Source organism: Streptomyces sp. NBC_00690 (assembly GCF_036226685.1).
Lineage (GTDB): Bacteria > Actinomycetota > Actinomycetes > Streptomycetales > Streptomycetaceae > Streptomyces.
This window is the reverse complement of record NZ_CP109009.1, coordinates 602879-627687: the sequence shown is the minus strand read 5'-3', so window position 1 is coordinate 627687 and position 24809 is coordinate 602879. Positions and strand designations below refer to the sequence as shown.

The following is a 24809-nucleotide window of genomic DNA, read 5'->3' as shown; positions in this document are numbered from 1 at the left end:
CGGCCCCGGTTCATCGTTCAGCAGCAACCCGATCCCGGTTCCGCCTCCCGGCGTCGGGCGCGCATCCGTTGGAACTCCCGCCGAGTCGGCGCCGGTACCAGCGGATGCTTCTTGCGGTGGCGGGCGCAGTGCCGCTCGTAGGCCGTCTCCCCGGTCAACTCCTGGAGATACCAGTGCACCCCGCCCAGTGTGCGTTGGGCGGTGTGGAACACGGAGCGCAGCCGGCCCCTCACTCCCGTCCTCCGACCATTTCCACGGCGGGGGCGTCGAGCCGGGATGCGACATAGGGCGTCTCGGTCGTCGGCGGCGGTGTGGGAGAGCGCAGGGTGCGTACGCACACCAGCGTCGCGTTGACGATGACTGTCGTCACCAGCACCACGAAGAGGACGATCAGTACGCCGTCGACGGTGGAGTTGGTCACGATGGTGTGCATGTCGTCCATGCCCTTGGCCGGTGGCAGCACGGTTCCCGCGTCGATCGCATCCGCGTACCGGTCCCGCTGGGCGAAGAACCCGACCCGGGGATCGTCCGAGAAGACCTTCTGCCAACTCGCCGTGAACGTGACCGCCACCGTGAAGGCGAGTGGCACACCCGTCACCCAGGCCCAGCGGAACCGCCCCGACTTGATCAGTACCGTGGTCGCCACGGTCAGGGCTACGGCGGCCAGGAGTTGGTTCGCGATGCCGAACAGCGGGAAGAGCTGGTTGATGCCGCCCAGCGGGTCGGTGGCTCCTGCGTAGAGGAAGTACCCCCAGCCGGCCACGACCACCGCACTCGCGAGCCAGATGCCGGGCTTCCAGTGGACCCGGCCCAGGGGCTTCCAGACGTTGCCCAGCATGTCCTGGAGCATGAACCGGCCGACACGGGTACCGGCGTCGACGGTCGTCAGGATGAACAGGGCCTCGAACATGATGGCGAAGTGGTACCAGAACGCCTTCATGCCCTCACCCCCGATGACATCGGAGAAGATCTGCGACATACCGACCGCGAGGGTGGGTGCCCCGCCGGTCCTCGCGACCAGGGTGCTCTCCTCCACCGCCTTTGCCGCCGCGGCCAGTTCCTCGGGCGAGATGGTGAAGCCCAGATTGGCCACGGCCTGGGAAGCCGACTCGACCGTGGTGCCCAGCACACCCGCCGGGGCGTTCATCGCGTAGTAGAGACCCGGGTCGAGCACCGCCGCGGCGATCAGCGCCATCACGGCCACGAACGACTCCATCAGCATGGCGCCGTAGCCGATCATGCGGACCTGGGACTCCTTCTCGATCAGCTTCGGCGTGGTCCCGGAGGAGACCAGCGAATGGAAGCCGGAGAGGGCACCGCAGGCGATGGTGATGAACAAGAAGGGGAATAGGGAACCCGCGAAGACCGGACCGTCACCCGCCGAGGCGAACGTGCTCACCGGCTCGGCCTTCAGGACCGGAGCAGCGACCACCACACCGACCGCCAGCAGCGCGATCGTCCCGATCTTCATAAAGGTGGAGAGGTAGTCACGCGGCGCCAAGAGCATCCACACCGGAAGGACCGATGCGACGAAGCCGTAGCCGACCAGGCAGAACACCAAAGTGGTCGGGGACAGAGTAAAGGTGTCGGCAAGCGAGGAGTTCTGGATCCAGCCGCCCGCCACGATCGCCAACAGGAGCAGGACGACGCCGATGAGACTGGTCTCCAACACCCGCCCCGGCCGCATGACATGCAGATAGAACCCCATGAACAGGGCGATCGGGATGGTCATGGCCACCGAGAAGGTGCCCCAGGGCGAGTGGGCCAGGGCGTTCACCACGACCAGCGCGAGCACCGCCAGCAGAATGATCATGATGATGAACACGGCGATCAACGCGGCGGCGCCACCCACCTTGCCGATCTCGTCCCGAGCCATCTGGCCGAGGCTCTTGCCGTCGCGCCGCATCGACAGGAACAGCACGACCATGTCCTGCACGGCACCGGCGAAGATCACCCCGAACACGATCCAGATAGTGCCGGGCAGATAGCCCATCTGGATCGCGAGGACCGGACCGACCAGCGGCCCGGCGCCGGCGATGGCGGCGAAGTGGTGCCCCAGCAGCACCCGTCGATCGGTGGGCTGGTAGTCCACTCCGTCTTCCAGCCGCTCAGCCGGCGTCGCCCGGGTGTCATCGGGCCGCAGCACTCGCGTCACGATGAACCGCGAGTAGAAGCGGTAGGCGATGGCGTACGAGCCCAGGGCGGCGCCGACCAGCCAGACGGCCGAGATCTCCTCGCCGCGCGACAGGGCGAGCACGCCCCAGCACAGGGCTCCGACGACGGCGACGGTCGCCCAGATGAGGATCGACTTCGGATTCGCCCGGGACAGGGGCGTGGTTGACCGGGACACAGTGCTCCTTACGGTGGGGGTGGCACATCAGCACGAAGAACCGGGTGGGCCGCGCCGGGGGAAGGGGACGGCGCGGCGCCGGACGGCGGCGTCAGATCATGGATCCGAACGCCGCCGCGTCAGGAGGTGCGCGATGAGCAGCACCAGGGTGCAACCCGGTACCCAGGCGAGCTGGTACCAGTAGAAGAACGGGACTCCGGCCAGGCGAGGCCGGTCCTGTGCGTACCAGGGCACCCACAGGAGGGCGATGACAGGGACGATGAGGCACACGCCTGCCACCGTGCGGCGGACCCTGCCCGGGCCGTCGCGCCGTGGTGGGTGGATGCTTTCCGTCAAGGGTTCCTCCGTCGTTGTCGGCTGTCCGTCCCTGTTTTCCGCCGGTCTGTGGAAGAGTTGCCGGTCCGAGCGGTTTGGTTGACACGGAGTACACACGAACTTGACCGTGGACTTGCTCTCCCTCGGACCGGACGTGCTTCCCGAGCGGCCGGACGACAGCCCAGGCGCATCGCGCGCAGCGAACAGCACGGACGGTGAACGATGACCGAAGGTGCCGTGGCCGCGGCGTTCCTCGCCGTCATCGGCGCGGTGTCGCTGCTGGCGGCGTGGGCCCGACGCTTCCACGTCCGCGACACGCTGCCCTCGCTGGAGGGCTGGGCGCTCGCCGACCGGAGCCTGGGCACCGGATGGACCTGGCTCCTCCTGGGCGGGACCGTCTTCACCGCCTACACCTTCACCGCGGTTCCCGGTCTTGCCTACGGAAACGGCGCGCCCGCCTTCTTCGCTGTCCCCTACACGGTCATCGTCTGCCCGCTCGCCTTCGTCCTGCTTCCCCGGCTCTGGTCCGTCGCCCGGGAGCACGGATACATCACCGTGGCCGACTTCGTCCACGGTCGGTACGGCTCCCGACTGCTGGCCCTCGTCGTCGCCCTCACCGGCATCCTCGCCACCATGCCCTACCTAGCCCTACAACTCCTCGGCATCCGTGCCGTCCTGAACGCCGGTGGCATGGACACCTCGGACGCCTTCGCGGTCGATCTGGCGATGGTCGTCCTCTTCGCCGGACTCGCGGTCGCCACCTATCGGTACGGGCTGCGTGCCCCGACGGTCATCTCCGCCTTCAAGGGCGTTGCCGTCTTCGCCTCCGTACTGGCGATGGTATGGCTGGTGCTCGACGGACTCGGCGGGCCGGGCGCGGTGTTCAGCAGGGCCGCCGACCGGCTCGCCGAGCAGGGCTCGCCCGGAGCCTCCCTGCTCCTCGCCCCGGACCAGCAACCCGCGTTCGCCACCCTCGCACTCGGATCGGCGCTCGCCCTGCTGATGTACCCCCATGTGCTCACCGCGGGGTTCGCCGCAGCAGGGCCCACCACCTTGCGGCGGGTCTGTGTGGCGCTCCCCGCCTGGACCGCGGTCCTCGCCCTCTTCGGGCTCCTGGGCGTCGCCGCCATCGCGGCCGGGGTGCGCACCCCGGCGGGCAATGCGGAATCAGCCGTGCCGATGCTGGTCGGCGGGATGATGCCGGCCCCGTTGGCGGGTCTGGTCTTCGGGGCCATCACGGTGGGAGCCCTCGTTCCGGCCGCGGTGATGTCCGTGGCCGCCGCGACCTCGTTCGTCCGCAATGTGTACGTCGAGTACGTCCACCCGACGGCGACCCCCAAGCGCCAGGTCCGGATAGCCCAGGCGGTCTCGCTCACCGCCAAGGTGGGCGCGATCGCCTTCGTCTTCGGCCTGCGCGATCAGGCAGCCATCAACCTGCAACTCCTCGGAGGCGTATGGATCCTCCAGATCTTCCCGGCCGTGGCCATCGGCCTGTACACGCGCTGGCTCCATGACCGCGCACTGCTCGTGGGCTGGGCGCTGGGCATGGGCTTCGGTACCGTCATGGTCGTACGGGAGGGATTCTCGCCCGTCATACCGCTCGGCCCGAGCGGCCACACCGTCGAAATCTATGCCGGGCTCGCGGCCCTGATCCTCAATCTGGTCGTCGCCGCAGCGGGAACCGCCCTGCTGCGGTGGAGGGGCGTTCCTCAGGGGCCGGATGCCACTTCACTGTCCACAGGGCCATCAGTTCGGCCCCGGCCCGAGACGGGAACGACTTCCCCATGAGACGGACCTTGCGAGCCTCCCGCACGCTCCTGCCACCAGAACCCGCGGTGGCGGTGGATCCGGAGGCTGCTGCGCCCGTGGCCGATCCGATGTCCGCGCCCGACTCGGCCGGGAAGCCCGCACACGACGAACGGGGCGAGCGCGTCCCGGGCCTGTTGCCCGGACAACCGCAGCCCCGGAGCGGGGAGACGGTCGACGCCGCCGATCGAAACCGGGATCCGGGTCCACCAGGTCAGCAGCCGGCCATGGCACCCTCCTCCGCCCGGCTTCCCCGAGCGCTCCCGCGCCACGGCACGGGCGAGCCGGAGCGGGAAGCCGCGCTCGCCCGCCTCTTCGAGTTGCACTACACCTCGATGCTCCGACTCGCGGCGCTCCTCGGCGCGGACGATCCGGAGAACATCGTCGCCGAGGCGTACTACGAGATCTATCGGAAGTGGCGCAAGCTGCGCGATGCCGACCGCGCGGAGTCCTATCTGCGGTCCGTCGTCTGCAATCTGACGCGCATGCGGATACGTCACCTCCAGATCGTTCGCAAGCACGCCGAGACCCCGTTGGCCGAACCGGTGGCCTCGGCCGAGTACACGGCCCTGCTCCACGATGATCAGCAGGCGTTGATCGTGGCCTTGCAGAAGCTGCCGCCGCGGCAGCGGGAGGCACTCGTCCTGCGCCACTGGATGGGGCTCAAGGAGGGCGAGATCGCCAAGGCCATGGGGATCTCAGCGGGTTCGGTCAAGACGCACACTGCGCGCGGCATCGCCGCACTGACTCAGGTGATGGAGAACCGTCGATGAGCGGCCAGGACACCGAGCCGATGAACATCCCCGGCACCGAGAGGCAACTGCGGGAGGCGATGGAGGCCCTCGCGGGACAGGTCCATCCCGCCCCCGACGCATACCGTACGGCGCGGGGCGAGTGGCAGCGCCGCGAGCGTCGCCGACGTCTGGTCCTGACGCTCCTGGTGACCGTGGTCTTCACCCTGGCCACCCTCGCCGGGCTGTGGGTACTCAATTCGGCGCCGCCGGGTTCTCCCGGAATCTTCCACGACGACCGCCCACCGGGTCCGACTTCGCCGGCGACTGTTCCGTTCGCACCGGCCCTGCCGGGTACCACGGGAGGGCCCTGAGGACCCGGTTCCGTACGCCCGATAGCTGCCCGATACGGGTCGGGTCGACCCGGCACGGCCACCGCTCGCCCGTACGGCGCCTCATGCCGAAGGGTCGACTCCCTTGCGCTCCATCGTGGTGCTCTCCAACGCGCTGTGGAGAAAATCGATCGTGAGTCGTGCTCGGCGGGCGATCCACTCGGGCGTCGCGGGGGTCGGGGTGCCGTAGCGACGGGCCCTGATGTCGGCGATGACCTCGGCGGGTGCGTCCCACTCGTCGACGAGTAGATCGATGGCCTCGGCCTTGGTGATCAGTCGTCCGGACTTCAGGGTCTCCGACGCCCGGGCCAGGGCCAACATCCCGAAGTCGACCCAGCCGTCCTGCCGCCACAGTTGAGGCTTGGCCAATGCCTCCCGCCAGGGCCCCTGTATCTCCTCGACGAGGAACGCGGCCAAGGCGTCCTGAGTGATGGGTGGGAGCAATCGGGTCGGTGACGGTCCGTGCAGAACCACCCCGAAGAGATGGAGTTCCCTTCGGGTCACCGGTGTCACCGTTCGGTGGAACAACTCCTGATGGGCCCAGGTCAGATGCTCGATGTGCACATCGGTCAACTCGGTCCGGGGGAGATAGCCGCAGTGCAGCTTCGCCGCGAGCGGGACCTCCTCGACAAGTCTGCGGTGGAGGAGGTCGAGACCGTGTGATTGCTTCGCGGTGCACCGCCCTTCGAGAACGGCGATCAGATCGATGTCGCTGCGGCCCGGCTGGTAGTCGCCCCCGCCGAGGGAGCCGTGGGCCCAGATCGCAACCGGCGACAGGAGGTCGACCACCTCGCGCAGGAATCGGTCGAGCAGGAGTGCGGTGCTCGGGTCGTGGTCTGCCACTGCGGGGAACCTCTCGGTCGGGATGTGCACGGACGCGTCGCAGCCCCACGCTGTACCGAGGGCGGCTGATGTCGTGCCGGCCGGTTCCGTTGCTACCACGGGGTGATCACTACGGTCGAGACACCTCGACCGATTGTCTGTACGGGCTCGACGAGAGAGCGGGCGATCTTCGTGGGTCGGACGCATTCCTGGGCGCTTCAGCGCAGGGGCGCGGCGCTTTCACCCGTGGGTTCCTCGCCGTGGCCCGTGTCGAATCGGGCCAAGGATCGAGACCCTCCATCGTCCTCTCCGTGAAGGAACCGAAGCCGACGCGGAGTTGTGGAATCCAGTGAAACGTGGGTCAGCGGTCGGTTGAGTCCTCGTGCCCCGAGGCTTCTTCGTGACTCATTTCGACATTCACAAGAAAGGCCCGTGGGCAGTTGGGGCGCAGAACCGGTAATAGCTTGGGTGCGCTCCGCCGATTCCCTAGGCTGGGCGGTGTGAAAGGCCAGTTGGGAGAGCTGGAAGACGCGGTGATGACCCGCGTGTGGCGCTGGAACCGCCCCGTTACGGTTCGGGAGGTCCTGGAAGATCTTCAACGGGACCGGTCCATCGCCTACACGACCGTCATGACCGTGATGGACAAGGTGCATCAGAAGGGCTGGCTCCGTAGGGAGCTCGAAGGGCGGGCATTTCGCTACAGCCCGGTCTCGACCAGGGCTGACTACGCAGCCACCCTGATGAGGGAGGCATGGGCGAGGAGCGACAGCCCTCAGGCGGCGGTGGTTTCCTTCGTCGCGATGATGTCGCCCCAGCAGCGGGAAGCTTTTGACAGTGCCCTGCGCACCATCGAAGTGCGGGAGGGTACTCCTGGCGAGAAATAGATGCTGCCCTCTGGGAGGGGGCTTAGATCAAGAGACTGAAACTGTTCGGTCTCGTGGGTTTGCTACCCCTCGGTGTGAGGCTAATGGCTGCCGTGGTTGGCCGCAGTGTGGTGGTTGAGGACAGTGTTGGAGTTTCTTCCCTCGTGAGGGGCTTTCTCTCTGAGGAGCCTTGATGTCGATGGATGAAATCTCGTCTGTTTGACCTTGTGGACAGATTGTCGGGCGCTGGGGAAACGGCGATGAAATGGAGTCTGTTGAGCAGTGTTTTGCATGGAGATTCAGCCAGCACCATATCGATGACGCATATGCCAGAGTATGGAGTCTCCCTTCGGTGTTGCGTCAGATGGTGCCTTCCGTGCCTCTCTCGCCGACGCGCACGACCAGTTTTCCTGCCCTTCGGCCTTGCTCCAGGTCCTGGTGGGCCGTTCTGATGTCATCGAACTCGTACACGTGCACCGGGCCGAGGGAAAGCTCTCCGGACCCGATCCGGTCCAGGCTGCGCTGGAGGACATCGGCGGGCAGGTCGCCCGCCTCGCCCGCATAGGCGGTCAGACGCACGCCGCGCGGCAGATAGTCGATCGGATAGAAGTCCTTCACCGTCCATTTGTTCGAGAGCATGCCGGTGAAGCAGACCGTGCCGTGGACGCGCGTGGCGGCCAAGGTGTCCGGCAGCGTGGGAGTGCCGACGAGCTCCAGCGCGGCATCGACCCCCTGAGGCACCAACGCCCTCACGTGCTCCGCCAGGGCCCCATCGTCGACGAGCGGGTGGTCCACGCCGTGCTCGCTCAGCGCTGTGGTGCGTGCCGGATTGCGTGTGGTGGCGAGCACGGTCGCGCCGATGTCCTTGGCGAGCGCGATCGCCGCCAGCCCCAGGGCGGACGTTCCACCGCGGATCAGCAACGTTTGCCCCCGCTGGAGATCGAGCCCCGTCGTGAGCGAGCCGTAGGCGGTCTGGAGCGTCTCGGGAACCGCCCCGATCACCTCCCAGGGCAGCGCCGAGCGGAAGGGGATGATCTGCGAGCGCGGAACCACGGTGTACTCGGCGTACCCCCCGTCGTAGCTCCTCCCCATCCCGCCCATCATGGTGACGACCTGCTGACCGGCCGCCCACACCCCGTCCGGGTCGTGGTCCACGACTCCCACGGCTTCGATGCCCAGCACTCGGGGGAAGGTGACTCCCTGTGCCAGGCCGAGTCGGGTGTGTAGTTCCGATCGGTTGAGTCCGAAGGCCCGCACCGCGATGCGCACCCAGCCCGGTGGTGGATCGGGCAGCGGCAGCACCCGCAGATGCAACCGGTCCGCAGGCCCGGGCTCGTCGAGGACGACGGCCCGCATGGTCTGTTCCATCACACACTCCCCAGAGGTCACGGCTGGTCACCATCGTCACCTGGTGTGCGCCGATTGCGGGGACCGCACCGTCTCGACACGCCACCGATGGCCGTAGCGGCCATCGGCGCGCGGGCATCACCCGGGGATCGGGAACGGGCGAAACGCTCGCCCACCCCGTGGAAGACCCGTTCCCACGCCCCAGGCACCGGCCCGCTGTGTGCCTTGGGGTGCCCCGAGTCGAACAGAAGGCCCGATCGTTCGAAGAGCCGCAGTCCCTCCGGGGAGGTTGTCTCGATTCCTTCGAGCGCATGTGCTTGACCACTGCGGGGAACCCATCCGTGTCGATCATCCAGCCGGACGGCTTCCTCCGGATCCCTGGGCGCTTTGGCTCGAATTGATCGCTTCCGCGGCCATCGGACGGCCTGTCCGGCATCGCAAGATCTCTTCCGTCGACCCACCGGGTTCGCCGATGGTGACCTGTGCTCCACCCCGGGGCGCACGTCCTCCCGCCCTCCGCCGCCAGCGCATCCACTACTGCTGTGGCCTGCGGCGATGCGCGGACAGTGCGCCATGTGCTCCCATCCGCCACTCCTATGGGGCAGCTGGGGCTCGCCGTCTTCACCCCATCCGTCCCCTCGCACTCACCCGCCCGACGCCCGCTGAGAGGTCGTCTTGCCGACGTACGGTCACCGGACGCATCCTGGAGTGGGGCGACGGTCAGGGGACAGCATGGCCGAAGACAGAACCGGGACAACCGGCACCGACGACAAACGTCAGGACACACGACATCGAGCACATGCCGGCTCCATGACGGAAGCGGACTTTGCGGGCGTGCGAGCCACCGAATACGGCTACCTCGATGAAACGAGCCATGTCTACCTCGACTACACGGGCTCCGGGCTGCCCGCCCGCCGCCAACTGCGCATCCAAGCGGACCGACTCACCCAAGGCGTGTACGGCAACCCGCACTCCGACAGTCCCGCATCCGCCAGCACCACCGCACTCGTCGAGGAGGCGAGACACAGGGTGCTCGACTTCGTCGACGCCGACCCCTCCCAATACACCGCCATCTTCACGGCCAACGCGACCGCAGCCTGTCGACTCGTCGGCGAGGGCTATCCCTTCCACCCCCGCCACGCACGACTCCTCCTCACCCTCGACAACCACAACTCGGTCAACGGACTGAGGGAGTTCGCCCGAACACGCGGCGCCCCCACCACCTACGTCCCCCTCACCGGACCGGAGCTACGCGTCCCGGACGCGGCCATCAGCCGCGCCCTGCGTCCCCGCCGCGGCGGGCGCGGACTGTTCGCCTTTCCCGCCCAGAGCAACTTCAGCGGCGTGCAGCACCCGCTGGAGTGGATACCGTACGCACAGCAACACGGCTGGCACGTGCTGCTCGATGCCGCCGCCTTCGCCCCCACCAACCGGCTGCGGCTCAGTCGCTGGCCCGCCGACTTCACCGTACTGAGCTGGTACAAGGTCTTCGGCTACCCCACCGGGGTGGGCTGCCTCATCGCAAGGAAGTCCGCGCTCGGCCTGCTGCGCCGCCCCTGGTTCTCGGGCGGCACGATCCAGGTGGTGAGCGCCCAGGGACAGTGGCACCGCCTCGCCGAAGGAGAAGCCGCCTTCGAGGACGGCAGCGTCGACTTCCATGCGATACCCGAGATCAGCACCGGCATCGACTGGGTGGAGTCCATCGGCATCGAAGCCGTCCACGACCACGTCGCCCAGCTCACCGCACGCCTCCTGTCGGGGCTGCTCGCGCTGCGCCACGGCGACGGCAGCCCTCTGGTTCGGCTCTACGGGCCGCGCACAGTCCATCGCCGGGGCGGCACCCTGGCCCTCAACGTGCTCGACGCCGACGGCACGGTCGTCGACGAGCGCATCGTCGCCCGGGACAGTGCCCGCGCCGGGATCTCCCTGCGCACCGGCTGCTTCTGCAATCCGGGGGCTGGAGAAGCCGCCTTCGACATCGGTTTCAAAGCACTTCAACGCACCGGCCGGCACCGTGACAACACCACGATCGACGAGTACCTCACCCGTCTGGGGCTGCCATCGGGCGGAGCGATCCGGGTGTCCCTGGGACTGCCGTCGCAGCCGTCTGACGTCGATGCGCTGCTTCGCTTCCTCCTGCACACCTACCGGGACAGCGTGCCCTCCCCGGAGGGCCTCGCACCCCGGCTGACCTGCTGACGGCGGCTCACGATGGGCCGGTGGACGGTGGGGCACCGACGGTTCAGCAACCAACCCGCCACCCAGATGAAGAGGACCGAGAACCCGATCAGGATGAGCCACCTGGTCCACGGCTCATGAGCGAAGCTGTCGCCGTACGAAGCGAGCAGCGGGCGGCCCAGGGGTGAACCCCCCCGAGCCCACAGCCCTTCAAGATCAGCGCCGGAACCCAGCGCCTCGAACGCCCAGCGGTTGGTCATCGCCACACTGATCCACTGACCGGCCGTCGCCATGAGCGGAACCGGTACGAAAGCACCAGAGAACAGCACCTGGGGGAAGCACAACAGCGGGAGCATGAGGGCGGCCTGGGCCGGGTCCGCGACCGAAGCGGAGGTCAGCAGGCCCAGGGCGAGCCCAGCGGCCGACGCCAGGGCGCTGGTCAGGAAGAGCGAACCGTACACATCCATGCCGGCGTCCGGCAGTCGGTCCCCGACCCGGAGGACGAGGAGCAGAAGGGCGTCCGCAAGGGCCAGCACCGGCAACAACAGGGTGACCTTGGACGCCAGATAGGGGCCGAGGCGCAAGGTGGTCAGCCGCTCGCGGCGGACCACGCCCAACTCCCCGCAGATCTGCAGCAGACCGTAGGCGAGACCGAAGAAGAAGGCGCCGAACGCGATCCAGAACAGGACCATCGCCGTCGACGACGGACTCGGTCGGTCGGGATCGAAGACCCCTGGGCGGAACAGCAGCGCGAACATGGCCACGATCATCAGAGGCGAACCCACCATGATTGCCGCGGACAGTCGGTCCCGCACCAGGAGTTCTCCCCCGCGTCGGGTCAACAACCACCACTGCCCGACCGCGCCCGGTCCCGAAGACGGTGACCGCACGAGGGACTCCTCGATCACCGGCGACGGTAGCGCCTCGGGCGGTGGTGGAGTCCCTTGTGTGACGGGTCGGGTGTGCTCGCTGCGGCTGGGATCGCGCTCGCCGTCGGCGGAGCCGGGAGCCGTATCCATGGTTGCGGCGGGCACGGCCCTGACCGATTCCATCGATTCCGCGGCTCCCACCGCCCCGACCGATGTTTGCGGCGCTTGCCGTGCGGTGCCGTCGGCGGCAGAAGTACCGACTGCACCGGAGGGTTCGGCGACCGCCGCGTACACCGCGGTGAAGTCATGTGCGTCGAAGCGCCGCAGCACCTCGTCCGGCGTACCGGACCCGGCGAACTCGCCGTCCGGGGTCAGGAAGACCACCTGGTGGCAGCGGGCGAGGTCGGCGGGGGAGTGGGTGGTCAGCACCACGGTGACCCCGGAGGACGCCAGTGCGGCCAGCGTGTCCATCAACCGTTCCCCGGTCGCCGGGTCGAGGCCGGAGGTCGGTTCGTCCAGGAAGAGGACGCGCGGCCGGGTCAGCAGTTCGACCGCGATGCCTGCGCGCTTCCGTTCCCCTCCGCTGAGCGTTCCCACGCTCTGCTCGGCGCGTTCGGCGAGCCCCAACTCCCGCAACACGCCCTCGACGCTGTCGGCGGCGGCACCACGCAACCGCGCCGCGTACTCCAGGCTGCGCCGTAGGCCCAAGCCGCGGTGCACGATGTCCTCCTGCGGCACAAAACCGGAGGGCACCGCGGCCTGCGCGGGTGTTCGGCCGTCGTGGTGGACCGTACCGGTCGAGGGGAGGCGTAATCCGGCGAGCAGTTCCAGCAGGAGTGATTTGCCTGCGCCACTGCCGCCCGCGATCGCCGTGAGTTGTCCCGGCGTGATGTCGAGACTCACTCCGTGGAGTGCCTCTCTACCGCCCCGCACCCGCAGCCCTGCGTCGGCCATGTGGATGTGCGTTCCGCCCGGTGTTCGTCCGGTCCGTGCCATCAGTCATCTCCAGCCACCCGGTGCGCCGCCACCCCAGGACGCGGGACGGCGCCGTACGACGTCACAGCACTGCCCAGACGGCGTACCGGGCACACCTGGTGCTCCGTTCCCCACTGCCGGTCAGCGCGGTTCGTCATCACGGCGGTGCCGATGGTTCTGGACGGCTGCTCGTCGGCAACTCTCCTCCTCTTGACGGCCGGTGGGCCGCGCTCCCCGCTTGCCCAGGTGCGGCAGCGCTACCGCCACGAACTGCACAGACATGTCGTGGAGATGCCTCATCCTTCGATCCGGTCCGACCCGAAAGAGTGGTTGCGACAGCCACCCGAAACCACGGGCAGTCACTCGCAGGGGGACGTTCGGCCCATTTCCCTGCGGTGATCGACGAGGTGGTGCGCCGGCCCCTGACTCTCACGGGGCAGGCACAGATGCCGAGTTCGGGCCTCGGACGACTCGACTACGGCACAGGTCAGATGCGTGATCCCCAAACCCTCACGAAAATTGGTCCGGACCAATTATGGTGTGCGTGCCCCGGGAACACTCCCGCTCCCGCGGCCCCAGGAGGTTTCGGTGCTCGCTCGTCGTTCCCTGCTGCTGGGGGCCGGAGGCGCGGCCGTTGCGGCTGCCCTGCCCGGCACCGCCCACGCCGCCCCACCCCTGACCGGAAGCCCACTGCCGCTGCCCCGACCCTCGGGCGGACTAGCCGTGGCCACCCGTTCCTTCCCCTTGGTCGACCAGACCCGCACCGACCCGCTGGCCCCCCGCCCCGGTCCTCGCGAGTTGATGGTTCAGCTCTGGTTCCCCAACGCCCCCACCGGAGCCCCCGAAACCGCGTACCTCGACCCGAGGGCCGCCCAGCTGTTGGAGACCGGTTGGGGCGCACCGGCCGGAGCGTTGGCCCGCGTTCGCACCGGAGCGAGCGCCGGGCGCCGGGCACCACGCCTGCCCACCTTGATCCTCCTCAGCCACGGACGCGGTTCCGTCCGCGCCCTGACCACGTCCCTCGCCGTCGAACTCGCCTCGCACGGGCACCTGGTGGCGGCGGTCGACCACACCCACGACGCCGCAGTCGTCGCCTTCCCCGACGGGCGTCTGATCCTCGGCGGGCTCCCCGCCAACCCGGACGACTGGGACGCCCAGGACCGCCTGGAGATCGCCGTGCGAGCCGCGGACCTCCGCTTCGTCGCGGACCGTCTGACCGAACGCCATGTGCTGCCGCCCCGCATCGGACTGCTGGGACACTCCATGGGCGGGCCCGCGGCTGCGGAGGCGATGCGCCAGGACCGACGATTCATCGCCGGCCTCAACCTCGACGGCGGGCTGTTCGGCACCACGGTCCCCGATGTGGGACTGGACCGGCCCTATCTGCTCCTCAGTTCCGCCCCGGACCATGAGAGCTGGGGACGGTGGCGGGCCGCGCACCACGGCTGGGGACGCCATCTCCACCTGGCCGACGGCGGACATCTGACCGCAACCGATCTGCCCTCCTACGCCGAGGCGATCGGCCTGCGCACGGTGTGGCCCGCGGCGGACTGGCAGGGTGCGTTCGGTACCCTCCCGCCCGTCCGGGCTTCCGAGATCACCCGCGCGTACGCGGTCGCGTTCTTCGGCCGCTTCCTCGCCCGTCGTCCTGCTCCGCTCTTGAGCGCGCCTTCACGACGGTTCCCCGAGATCGAGTTTCGGTGGAGCCGCGGCAACTGACCTGACGGAACACTCGGCGCCGGGGCGGGCTCACACCGCCCCGGCCGCAGCAGGCGAGCCCGTACCGCATGGGCCGGGCACGGGAGGACGAGCCGCAGTTCAGATGGGTACTCCGGCGGGCTGCTAGGGTGAATTTCGTACCGCACCTCATGGCGGCCTCCCCAATCCATTCCACGGAGGCTCTGTCATGCCCGCTTCGTTGCACGTGCGTACCTTTCATCGCGAAGATCGCGATCAGCTCACCACCTTGGTCAATGTGCACGCCGCCGCCGTCATCCCGGGCGCCGTCGCCTCGGTGAACACCGTCCTCAGCAGCTTGGAACGCTGCCCCGATGAGATCGTCACCGACCCCTGGGTCACCGAGCGCACCACCCTCGTGGTGGAGGGCGCCGGACGGATCGTGGCCGCCGCCCATCTGCTGCGCTACGGCAGCGATCCGGATGTCGGCGAGGATTACCGGGACACCGGCCACCTCGGCTGGTTCCTGCACCACATCGATGCCGGCGAGCAGTCCATGGCCGAGCAGGCCGCCGATCTCCTGATGGCTGCCTGCCTCGCCCGCTTCAACCGTTGGGGCGTGAGGTCACGGCACGCGGATGGCCTGCTTCCCGTTCCGGGCGTCTACGGTGTGCCGGACCAGTGGCCCCACGTGCGCGCCGCACTGGAGCGGGCGGGCTTCGTGCACAGCGGCCAGACCGAGGTCCTCCTTCTCGCACGGGTCGCTGACCTGCCCGCGCCGGGGCCTGCGCCCCTGGCCGGGCTGACCGTCCGCCGGACACTCGGTGCCTGGGGAACGCGGCTCGGCGCGGTTCTGGACGCCCAGGAGATCGCGTTCATCGAGTTGGACACCACGCTGGACCGCCCGGAACGACACGCCCGCTCCATGGGTATGGCAGATGTCTCCGATCTCGGATTGCCCGATGATCCGCATCCTGATCTTCTGCCCTGGCTCCTGGCCCAGGCAGGCCAGTGGCTGACCCTGTGCGGCGCTGATCGTCTCCTCGCCTATGCCACGCCGGACGAGGAGGGCGAGATCGAGGAGCTGTTGCGGTACGGCTTCGGCGAGCTCACCCGCACCGCACGGGGCTGGGACCACCGACCCGTCTAGGACGTTGCATGCCCGGCCCCTCCCCGAACCGGTGCGAATCGCTGCCGGGGTAGGGGAGGGGCCGGGGCTCACTGCACGTCGGATGCGCTCGCGGACGGCTGTCCCACCGCCCATGCGGGCGGTGGGACAGCGGCTTGCTCAAGGGTTGTGGAACTTCACCTCGGGGTTGGCGTCGGTGGGGCCCTTCAGGAGTGGTTGGGGCCGACCCCGTAGGTGCTGGTCGAAGAAGGCCGCCACATAGGTGCGGGTGAGCTTGACGGTGCGTTTGGCGGGCAGGGCCGTCTGGGGCAGACCAAAGTGTTCAGAGATGAGGGGACTGTCCGAGAACGACATATGGTCCGACCCGGCGAAGGTGAGCCAGCGCTTCCAGCCGTCCAGCTTGGGCCACATCTCCGTCCAGCTACGGTCCCCGCCGTCGGGATCGTGCATCCCGTCGTCCGCGCCGACCATCATGAAGGGCCGACCTCGGAGCCCTTCCGGTGGGAGCGGCTCCCAGAACGCCCCGTCCATGTTGATGCCGGCGTCCACCCTGCTGTCGGCGACCATGGCGGTGGCGGCGCTCGCACCTCCGATGGAATGGCCGACCATGCCGATGTGGTCGCTGTCGATGATCTCGGCGTTGCGCCACACGGGAGCCGGGCCGACCAGCGCGTCGAGGAGGTACGACACGTCCTTGGCCCGGGTCGAGGTGACCACGCTGCCCGACGTACCTCCCTCCAGTGCCGTGCACGCGACACAGGTCAGCATCCGGTTGCCCGGGACGGCGATGCCGTAGGACTCGTACGCGTGGTCGACGGAGGCCGCGACGTAGCCGCGGCTGGCGAGGTCTTCCGCCAGCGCTGTCTGGGTGTACCGGGAGACGGTGAATCCGGGGGAGAGGACCACCAGGGGGAACTGCCCCGGCGCGGGGCGTGCACCGACCCGGCTGTGGGTCCGCATGCCGCTGAGCTTCTCCGGTGGCACGAGTCCGCCGAGTTGGCTGCCCTCCACCAGCAGCCTCGCTTCCTCCGCGGTGGCGTAGCGGGCGTGGCGGCCGTCGCCCGCGCGGGCGGCGGGGTAGTGGAGGGTGACCATCAACTCGCGGCCCTCGGCGCTGGGCACCCAAGGGTCCGGGCGGGACTGGTCCACGAGGTGGAAGGTGGTGCTGGCGACCGCGTACTTCCCGGTCGGGCGGGGAAGTCGCGGGAAGTCCGCGACGGACGCCGGGGCGCTGCGGGCGACGGTGTCCTGGGTGCCCGTCGCGGCGTTCGCGCTGCCGGCGATGGTGAGGGGTGCGGCGAGTGACAGGGCGAGGGTGACGGCCGTGGCCGTCCGGGTGAGTTTGACCATGCCAACGACGCTAGATCGTTCGGGGGTTGAAGGCATCAGACTCTGGTAGCTATTGAGCATTCTCGATCTCCACCCGGGGTCGTGCGCTGGTGAGGTGAGTGTGCGGAATTCCCGGGTCGTCCAGGATGGTGTGCATCCGGTGTGGTTCGGGCGCTTCGATCGGTTGTCGGACGTCCGCACCGGACGTCGTGCGATGACCGTCGGGGCGTTGCGGTGCGCGGGTATGACGAAGGCCCCCGGTGGCGACAAGGTCAGGGATTGCGCCGCCGGGGGCCTTCGGGTTCTACGGGGTCAGGAGCTGGTCACCCGGTCAGCAGGGACCGAGATCCGTCCAGACTCCCCATTCGCCGGTGGTTCCGGGCTCATCGCCCTTCGTCCACCACTTCGACTTCCAGTTCTTCGACTTGTGCGACACGGTCGTGCTGCCCGGGTACTCGGTGCCTGCGCTCCACGGAGGCGCGGTGCAGGTGCCGCCGGTTCCAGCGGTGGTGCCCGTCGTACCCGCGGTGGTCCCGGTCGTGGTGCCACTGGTGGTACCGCTGGTCGTGCCCGTGGTGGTACCGCTCGTCGTGCCTGCAGTGGTACCGCTCGTGGTCTCACCGGTGGTGCCGCTGGTGGTTCCACTGGTCGTGCCGGACGTCGTACCACCGGTGGTGTTGCCACCGGGCTCGACCACGGTGGTGCCACGGGCCAGGTCGCTGGCGATCGCGTACGTCTTGGTGCCGATCTTCACCGTCCAGTTGGACGGGGTGGACACCGGCATGTAGTACACGAAGTCGAGCTGGACCGAGGCGCCCGGGGCGACCGTCTGCCACGCCGGCAGCTTCAGGGAGACCCGGTTGAAGTCACCCTTCAGACCACCGATGTTGTTGCCGGTGTGGTCGCTCTTGACGATGGTGGCACCGAAGCCGGACTGGTCCTTGGCGTTGGCCGGAGCCGAGGTTCCGTAGTCGAACTGGAACTCGGTGCCGCCGGGCAGTGCCGTCTTGGTGTTGTTGGTGATCGTCAGCTTGGGGCTGATCGGATAGTTGCTGTCACCGAGGGCGAACTGACCGAAGTCGACGTCCACGTTGACTGCCTCGGTGGGCAGGGCGGTGTTGGACTTCTTGGCGCCGTAGGGGGCCGCCGCCTTGAACTTCTCGTACATCAGCGTGGTGAGGGTCTCACCGGGCTCGTACTGACCCTTGGTCGCGTTCCAGGCGTAGTCGCCCGCCAGCTCCCAGATCATCGTGCCGCCGATGCCCTTGTTCACCACGTAGTCGGCCTTGGTGGTGATGGACTGCTCGTCCTCGGTGGAGAGGAAGACCTTCTTCTGCGCGTTCCACAGCCACGGCGCGACCAGCGTCGAGTCGTACTTGCGGGCGTAGGTGCCGGTCAGCGTGGTGTTCGCCGGGAAGCCGTACTTGGGGAGGTAGTCGCCGACGACGCCCTTCTCCAGGTTCTTGGCGTGCCACATCGGGTTGGAGCCGGCGGGCGACTCCTTGCCCGCGGTGTCCTTCTCGCTCCACAGGTTGTCGATGCCGACCGCACCGTCACCGCACTTGGTCAGGTTCGACCCGGCGGGACAGGTGGTGGCAGCGGCCTTGCCCCACAGACCGTCCGTACCGCCCTGGACGTTCTTGAAGCCGCGGGTGTAGTACGGGAGTCCCACGTTGATGCGGCCCGCGGGCATCGAGCCGCGGAAGTAGTGGTACGCCCAGTCCGTGTTGAGGTACCCGATTCCGCCGTACTGCGAGGTGCCGTAGACGTTCGCTCCGGCGAGCTCGCTGTCCTTGCCGTCGTCGTAGAGCGCCGCGTTGGGGCCGACGTGCTCGTTCCAGGCACCGTGCAGGTCGTAGGACATGATGTTGACGTAGTCCAGGTACTTCTGCACCTGGAAGGTCTCCATGCCCCGCAGCAGGTATCCCGACGAAGGGGCGGCCACGGTCAGCATGTAGTGCTTGCCGTCCGCCGCGCCGGCGCGGTCCAGCTTCTCGCGCAGGGTCTTCATCAGCACGGAGTAGCTCTTGGCCAGGCCCGCACGACGGCCGTTGGCCAGGGTGTGGTCGGCGGGGTGGCCCGCGTCCTTCATCGACGTCGGGTACTCGTAGTCGACGTCGACGCCGTTGAAGCCGTACTTCTTGATGAAGTCGACGGCCGAGTCGGCGAAGGTGTTGATGCCCGCCGTGTTCACCGAACCGTCGGCGTTCGTGGTCATCGAGTAGAAGCCACCGGAGTTGATCCGGTTGTCACCCTGGAGGATGCCTCCGGTCTCGGCCCAGCCGCCGACCGAAACCAGCGTCTTCACATGCGGGTTGACCTTCTTGTACTTGTTCAGAAGGTTGAAGTGGCCCTTGTAGGCGTAGCCCGGGTCCATCTCGGCACCGGTGACGCCCGGCCAGGTCATCCCGGTCGAGGGGTTGTCCGGCCCGTCCGCGCCGACCGACAGCTTGTTGGTCTGGTCGACGTGCGCGAACGCGTAGTTGATGTGGGTGATCTTCTTCCACGGGATGTCCGAGACGAGGTAGGCGGGTGCGCCGTCCTTGCCCGTACGCCAGTTGGTGAAGTACCCGATGATGCGGCGCTGGTGGTCCGTACCCATCTTCTCGCGCCCGTCGGCGTCGTAGATGGAGCAGTACGGGACATCGACGCCCGGAGTCGAGTAGAGGCCGTCGGGGCGACACGCCTCCTGGGAGGCGGCCTCCGAGACGCCAGGGGAGAGCGAGGTGGCCACCAGCGCGGCGGCGGCAGCGCCGACGGCGAGCAGCGATGCTCTCTTACGGGTGAGGGACAGCACGGTCGGTCCTCCTGGTGGGGGGCCCGCCGCCCGTGTGGGGCGCGGGGGTGAATCGGCCTCGCTCAAAATGCGTGGGGGTCATGCGTGTTGGGTCTGGACGTGCGCACGTCGAGAACCAAATCCGCTGAGGTGAGCAGAGATTAAAAGGACTAGACCAGCCCGTCAATAGGTCTGGACCTTTTAGGTACTTCTGTGTGCTGGCATCCCCCCGGGTGCGCCTGAATCGCACTCCGTGGGCATGCCGATGCGCAGCTGACAACGAGTCTCACCCGGGGGGTGCCCGTGAGGTCGACGAAGGAGAGAGTTCTCATCGTCCCCATCGCGACCAAGGCCCCTCGCCGGTGCGCGAAGATTGGGTGCGGAGACCACGTCCCGCCCTTGCGCATCATGACGGCGCTGGCCTGGGCACCGCGTTCCAGCAGGACGTTTCTCCATGATCCACGATCGAGGAAAAGGAAAGGCCCTTCTCTATGTCCGCCGCTGACATCCCGTCGCCGCAGATGCCCGCCGATCTTCACAGCGTGATTCAGGTTCGAGGAGCACGTGAGAACAATCTACGCAATGTCGACATCGACCTTCCCAAGCGCCGTCTCACCGTCTTCACCGGCGTGTCCGGGTCCGGCAAGTCGAGTCTGGTCTTCGGGACCATCGCCGCCGAGTCCCAGCGGCTGATCAACGAGACCTACACCGCATTCATCCAGTCGTTCATGCCGAGCCTCGGCCGACCGGACGTCGACGGTCTGCACAACCTCAGTGCGGCGATCGTGGTCGACCAGGAGCGGATGGGCGCCAACTCGCGCTCCACCGTGGGCACCGCCACCGACGCCTACACCATGTTGCGCATCGTCTACAGCCGTCTGGGCACCCCCCACATCGGTACGTCAGGAGCCTTCAGCTTCAATCTGCCCGAAGGGATGTGCGCCCGATGTGAGGGCCTCGGCGAGATATCACAGATCGATATCGACCAGCTGGTCGACCGGGCGAAGTCCCTGAACGAGGGCGCGATCACCATCCCCGGCCATGCCGTGGACTCCTGGCCATGGTCCATCACCGCCGGCTCCGGCTTCTTCGACCCCGACAAGAAGCTGCACGAGTTCACCGACCAGGAATGGGCGGACCTCCTCCACAAAGAGCCCGTCAAGGTCAAGGTCGGATCCAACAACTTCACCTACGAAGGGCTCGCCGCCAAGCTCCAGCGCACATGGCTCGTCAAGGACCGCGAGGCGCTCCAGCCCCACATCCGCACCTTCGTCGACCGCGCGGTGGTCTTCACCCGCTGCCCCGAGTGCGAAGGCACGCGCCTCAGCCAGGCAGCCCTCTCCTCGACGATCGACGGTGTGAACATCGCCCAGTGCTCGTCGATGCAGATCAGCGATCTCGCCGACTTCATCCGCACCATCGAGGACCCCTCGGTCGCCCCCCTGCTGGCCGGACTGCGTCACCTCCTGGACTCCCTCACCGAAATCGGCCTCGGCTACCTCAGCCTGGACCGACCCGCCTCCACCCTTTCCGGTGGCGAGGCCCAGCGGGTGAAGATGGTCCGGCACCTGGGCTCCAGCCTCACCGATGTGACCTACGTCTTCGACGAACCCACCATCGGACTGCACCCGCACGACATCCAACGCATGAACGACCTGCTCCTCCTCCTGCGGGACAAGGGCAACACCGTCCTCGTCGTGGAGCACAAGCCCGAGGTCATCGCGATCGCCGACCATGTGGTGGACCTCGGGCCGGGTGCCGGTGAAGGGGGCGGCGAGATCTGCTTCAGCGGGGACGTCGCCGGGCTGCGCGCCTCCGACACACTGACCGGGCGCCATCTGGAACATCGAACCCGGCTCCGCGAGAACGTCCGCACACCGCGCGGACAGATCTCCATCAAGGGGGCGGACCGACACAACCTCCAGGACGTCAGCGTCGACATCCCACTCGCGGTGCTCACCGTCGTCACCGGTGTCGCCGGATCAGGAAAGAGCTCCCTGATCCATGGCTACCTCGCGGACCGGGAGGGGGTCGTCGTCGCCGATCAATCCCCGATCCGGGGCTCGCGGCGCTCGAATCCCGCCACTTACACGGGTCTGCTCAACCCCATCCGCACCGCGTTCGCCAAGGCCAATGGCGTCAAGGCCGCCCTCTTCAGCGCCAACTCCGAAGGGGCCTGCACCCACTGCAACGGCATCGGACTCGTCTACACCGATCTCGCCATGATGGCCGGTGTCGCCTCGGTCTGCGAAAAGTGCGAGGGCAAGCGGTTCACCCCCCAGGTGCTCACCTACCAACTGCGGGGCAAGAACATCAGCGAGGTCCTCGGGCTGTCGATCGCGGAGGCGTACGACTTCTTCCCGTCCGGCCAGGCCCACACCATCCTTGGGCGACTCAATGACGTCGGCCTCGGATACCTCCGACTCGGCCAGCCGCTGAACACCCTCTCCGGAGGCGAGAGGCAACGGATCAAACTGGCGATCCACATGGCGGAGAAGTCCTCCACCTACATCCTCGACGAGCCGACCACCGGCCTTCACATGGCCGACGTGGACAAGCTGCTCGCCCTGCTCGACCGACTGGTCGACGAGGGCAACACGGTCGTGGTGATCGAGCACCACCAGGCGGTCATGGCCCACGCCGACTGGCTGGTGGACCTCGGCCCCGGTGGCGGCCACGACGGTGGGCGCGTGGTGTTCACCGGTACTCCCACCGAACTCGTCACCTCTTGCGACACTCTGACGGCACAACACCTCCGACGGTACGTGGGTCGCTAGGTGCAGTGGCGTGGGCACACCCGGGGGTGTGCCCACGCCGACGGAGAAGCACTCGCGTTCTTGGGAGCGGAGGCCGATCGGTGCCGGCCGACGACCGGACAGGAGGTGGGCACCCGATCGGTCCCTGGTGATCTGGGTGGACTACCCCCTGCCCCGTGGGCCGTCGGTGCGCCAGGATGGTTCCGGTCCGTACGGCCGGCACCCGGTCGCGGTCGCTGGGGGAGCGATGGACGCTGAGTTGGGCGTGGCAGTGGTCGGCACGGTGGGCACCCTCCTGGGGCTCGGTATCGCCTGGAGACAGTTACGCGTCCATGGACGGGCACAGCCGCCCGACCCCTCCCCGTACGTGCCCGAACCGTACGGCTCGTCCGTCCACCCGCCCTCCCTGCCCCCGCGCCCGGTGCGGGGGCGAGACGAACTCCTCGGCACCCTGAGGAAGCGGGTGCGCCGCCCGCGCGGTGGAATCCTGGTCCTCACCGGACCCGGGGGCGTCGGCAAGTCGACCGTGGCCACTGCCCTGGCCGAGTGGGCCCGCAAGGACCGGCACCGCGGGAGGGAACGGGCGGTGTGGTGGGTGTCCGGCCGCGACCCGGACGTGCTCGCGGCCGGTCTGGTCTCCGTCGCCCGTCGGGCAGGTGCCCAGCGGGCCGATCTGGAAGCGCTGACTGCCGGATCGGCAGACGCCGCCGACCGCTTCTGGGATGTGCTCCGCCGAGCCCCGGCCGGCTGGCTGCTGGTCCTGGATGAAGCCGACGACCCCCACGTTCTCACCGGACCCGGCTGGCTCCGCACCGTCGGACGCGGCCTGATCGTGGTGACGACCAGACACGCGGGAGCGGACGCCTGGGGCGGGAACGCCACCCTGCTGCCGGTACCCCTGCTCGATGAGGAGGCCGGCGCCCTGGTGCTCACCGACCTGGCTCCGGGAGCGGGTGGGCCGGGCGCCGCCCGGGATCTCGCCCACCGCCTCGGCGGATTTCCACTGACCCTCACCCTGGCGGGGGCCCACCTCGGCTCCGGTGTCGCCCGCAGGGCGACCTTCACCGCGTTCCGGTCCCTCCTCGACGCTCCGCTGACCCATGGCTGGCCAGGGGATCCGGGACCCGCTGCGGCCCCCCGCGCAACGGTGACACTCACCTGGGAGATCTCCCTGGACGCCCTCGACCGTCAGGGCGCCCCCGAGGCGCGCACCTTGCTGCGGCTGCTGTCGTGCTACCTGCCCGGTGCACCAGTCCCTCGGGAGCTCATCGACACCGGCGTGCCCGCCCTGGCGGCCCTCGCCGGAGCAGAGCCCGCCGTGGAGCGGGCTCTGCGCGGACTGGTCGATGTGGGGCTGCTGGCCGCGGACCAGGAATCCGACGGCGCCGGACTGACCGTCCATCCGGTGGTGGCCGACATCAGCAGGCTTCACCTCGGGCCGCTCCGAAACCCTGGCGACGACCCCGAGGGGGCGGGCAACAGCCGGATACCCGCAGCCGCTGCGGAGTTGCTCGTCGCCGCCATCGGCAGGTTACGGATGGACCAGCCCGCGGACTGGCACCACTACCGGCGGCTCGCTCCCCACCTCGGCGCACTCCACCGGACCGCCGCGGGTCGGCTGGACCCACCACTGTTGGCGGCGCTTGCAGACGCCACCGCCGACGTCGCCCGCGCCACTGACCGGGATGGCGCCCACCGGTCCGCCGCCCGGCTGTGTCTGACGGGCCTGGAGCATTCGACGCCCTTGGGCCCCGACCATCCCGCCGTGCTCGCCCTGCAACACCAGCGTGCCTGGCAGATCTGCTTCCAGGGAGACGGGCCGGAGGCCGAGACCCTCTACCGCCAGGTGTACGCGGCCCGTCGACGGGTGCTGGGAGAGGCGCACCCGGACACCCTGGCCAGTCGTCATGAACTCGCCTGGATCGCGGCCTGTCAGGGGCGTTGGGCGGAGGCCGAAGACGCCTACCGTCAGGTGGTGGCGGCCCGGGAGACGGTGTGCGGCCATGACTCGCCCGACACCCTGACCACCGCCCACGAACTCGCCTGGGCCATGGCCAACCAGGGCCGCTACACCGAGGCGGCCACTGCGCTCGGCCGGATTCACGAGGATCGTCGGCGGGTACTCGGCGTGGACCATCCGCAGACCCTGGCCTCCCGTCATGAACTGGCCTGGGTGCGCGGGATGGACGGCGGTCGCACCGAGGCCGAGGCCCTCTACCGAGAAGTTCTCCGTGCCCGTCGGCAGGTTCTGGGCGAGAGTCACCCGGAGACGCTGACCACGCGGCACGAACTCGCCTGGACACTCGCAGCCCTGGGCAGGATCGCCGAGGCCGAGCGGATCTCCCGGAGTGTGCTCGCGCTGCGCCGACGGGTACTCGGCGAGGAGCATCCCGACACCGTCGCCACCTTGAGAGCCCTCGAAACCTTGCGGCGCGGTGAGCCTTTTGAAGCGCGCCATGTCGTCTGAACCCGTTGTGACGGCGGGATTGAACGA

At 68.5% G+C, this 24809-nt stretch carries 17 protein-coding genes; 9 read left to right on the top strand and 8 right to left on the bottom strand.

Features of this window, described 5'->3' with window-relative positions:
* Positions 1-17 precede the first annotated feature (17 nt).
* The 3 genes from OID54_RS02695 to OID54_RS02685 form a co-directional block, all read right to left on the bottom strand.
* On the bottom strand, positions 18-233 hold the full coding sequence (locus OID54_RS02695; protein ID WP_329013349.1) for a YbdD/YjiX family protein: 216 nt from the start codon (positions 231-233) through the stop codon (positions 18-20).
* The gene (locus OID54_RS02690; RefSeq protein ID WP_329013347.1) at positions 230-2350 is read right to left on the bottom strand and encodes a carbon starvation CstA family protein; all 2121 of its coding nucleotides are present in this window, start codon (positions 2348-2350) and stop codon (positions 230-232) included. The genes OID54_RS02695 and OID54_RS02690 overlap by 4 nt, the downstream gene beginning before the upstream one ends.
* Positions 2351-2446: 96 nt before the next feature.
* Complete coding sequence (locus tag OID54_RS02685; RefSeq protein ID WP_383537669.1) at positions 2447-2686, bottom strand: DUF3311 domain-containing protein; 240 nt, start codon at positions 2684-2686, stop codon at positions 2447-2449.
* Positions 2687-2887: 201 nt separating this feature from the next.
* Here OID54_RS02685 and OID54_RS02680 point away from each other — a divergent pair, with 201 nt between their 5' ends.
* From OID54_RS02680 to OID54_RS02670, 3 genes are all read left to right on the top strand, one after another.
* Positions 2888-4453 carry a sodium:solute symporter family protein gene (locus OID54_RS02680; protein WP_329013344.1) on the top strand — a complete coding sequence of 522 codons (1566 nt, stop codon included), beginning with the start codon at positions 2888-2890 and terminating at the stop codon, positions 4451-4453.
* A gap of 245 nt (positions 4454-4698) precedes the next feature.
* On the top strand, positions 4699-5244 hold the full coding sequence (locus OID54_RS02675) for a sigma-70 family RNA polymerase sigma factor (RefSeq protein ID WP_329027223.1): 546 nt from the start codon (positions 4699-4701) through the stop codon (positions 5242-5244).
* The gene (locus tag OID54_RS02670; protein WP_329013339.1) at positions 5241-5576 is read left to right on the top strand and encodes a hypothetical protein; all 336 of its coding nucleotides are present in this window, start codon (positions 5241-5243) and stop codon (positions 5574-5576) included. Before OID54_RS02675 ends, OID54_RS02670 begins: the two co-directional genes overlap by 4 nt.
* 81 nt (positions 5577-5657) lie before the next feature.
* Here the strand turns inward: OID54_RS02670 and OID54_RS02665 are convergent, their stop codons facing one another.
* The gene (locus tag OID54_RS02665) at positions 5658-6437 is read right to left on the bottom strand and encodes a nucleotidyltransferase domain-containing protein (protein WP_329013334.1); all 780 of its coding nucleotides are present in this window, start codon (positions 6435-6437) and stop codon (positions 5658-5660) included.
* 479 nt (positions 6438-6916) lie between these two features.
* On the opposite strand from OID54_RS02665, the gene OID54_RS02660 reads away from it, so the two are divergent.
* Positions 6917-7300, top strand: a complete 384-nt coding sequence (locus tag OID54_RS02660) for a BlaI/MecI/CopY family transcriptional regulator (protein ID WP_329013331.1) — start codon at positions 6917-6919, stop codon at positions 7298-7300.
* A 339-nt stretch (positions 7301-7639) separates the two neighbouring features.
* Here the strand turns inward: OID54_RS02660 and OID54_RS02655 are convergent, their stop codons facing one another.
* Complete coding sequence (locus OID54_RS02655; RefSeq protein WP_329013329.1) at positions 7640-8647, bottom strand: zinc-binding dehydrogenase; 1008 nt, start codon at positions 8645-8647, stop codon at positions 7640-7642.
* A 789-nt stretch (positions 8648-9436) separates the two neighbouring features.
* Between OID54_RS02655 and OID54_RS02650 the strand changes: the two genes are divergently transcribed.
* The gene (locus OID54_RS02650; protein WP_329013326.1) at positions 9437-10825 is read left to right on the top strand and encodes an aminotransferase class V-fold PLP-dependent enzyme; all 1389 of its coding nucleotides are present in this window, start codon (positions 9437-9439) and stop codon (positions 10823-10825) included.
* Here the strand turns inward: OID54_RS02650 and OID54_RS02645 are convergent.
* Positions 10771-12669: an ATP-binding cassette domain-containing protein gene (locus OID54_RS02645; protein WP_329013323.1), complete on the bottom strand. Its 1899-nt coding sequence runs from the start codon at positions 12667-12669 to the stop codon at positions 10771-10773. The two genes, OID54_RS02650 and OID54_RS02645, sit on opposite strands and share 55 nt — an antisense overlap.
* A 567-nt stretch (positions 12670-13236) precedes the next feature.
* On the opposite strand from OID54_RS02645, the gene OID54_RS02640 reads away from it, so the two are divergent.
* Both OID54_RS02640 and OID54_RS02635 read left to right on the top strand, forming a co-directional pair.
* On the top strand, positions 13237-14367 hold the full coding sequence (locus tag OID54_RS02640) for an alpha/beta hydrolase (protein WP_329013320.1): 1131 nt from the start codon (positions 13237-13239) through the stop codon (positions 14365-14367).
* 187 nt (positions 14368-14554) lie between these two features.
* Positions 14555-15475, top strand: a complete 921-nt coding sequence (locus tag OID54_RS02635) for an N-acetyltransferase (protein ID WP_329013317.1) — start codon at positions 14555-14557, stop codon at positions 15473-15475.
* 138 nt (positions 15476-15613) lie between these two features.
* Here OID54_RS02635 and OID54_RS02630 read toward each other — a convergent pair whose 3' ends face one another.
* The gene (locus tag OID54_RS02630; RefSeq protein WP_329013314.1) at positions 15614-16804 is read right to left on the bottom strand and encodes an alpha/beta hydrolase family protein; all 1191 of its coding nucleotides are present in this window, start codon (positions 16802-16804) and stop codon (positions 15614-15616) included.
* 310 nt (positions 16805-17114) lie between these two features.
* On the bottom strand, positions 17115-19580 hold the full coding sequence (locus OID54_RS02625) for a chitinase C-terminal domain-containing protein (RefSeq protein ID WP_329013312.1): 2466 nt from the start codon (positions 19578-19580) through the stop codon (positions 17115-17117).
* Positions 19581-20050: 470 nt separating this feature from the next.
* Between OID54_RS02625 and OID54_RS02620 the strand changes: the two genes are divergently transcribed.
* Together OID54_RS02620 and OID54_RS02615 are read left to right on the top strand one after the other, a co-directional pair.
* Positions 20051-22336 carry an excinuclease ABC subunit UvrA gene (locus tag OID54_RS02620; RefSeq protein ID WP_329013309.1) on the top strand — a complete coding sequence of 762 codons (2286 nt, stop codon included), beginning with the start codon at positions 20051-20053 and terminating at the stop codon, positions 22334-22336.
* A gap of 226 nt (positions 22337-22562) precedes the next feature.
* Positions 22563-24782: a tetratricopeptide repeat protein gene (locus OID54_RS02615; protein ID WP_329013304.1), complete on the top strand. Its 2220-nt coding sequence runs from the start codon at positions 22563-22565 to the stop codon at positions 24780-24782.
* Positions 24783-24809 lie beyond the last annotated feature (27 nt).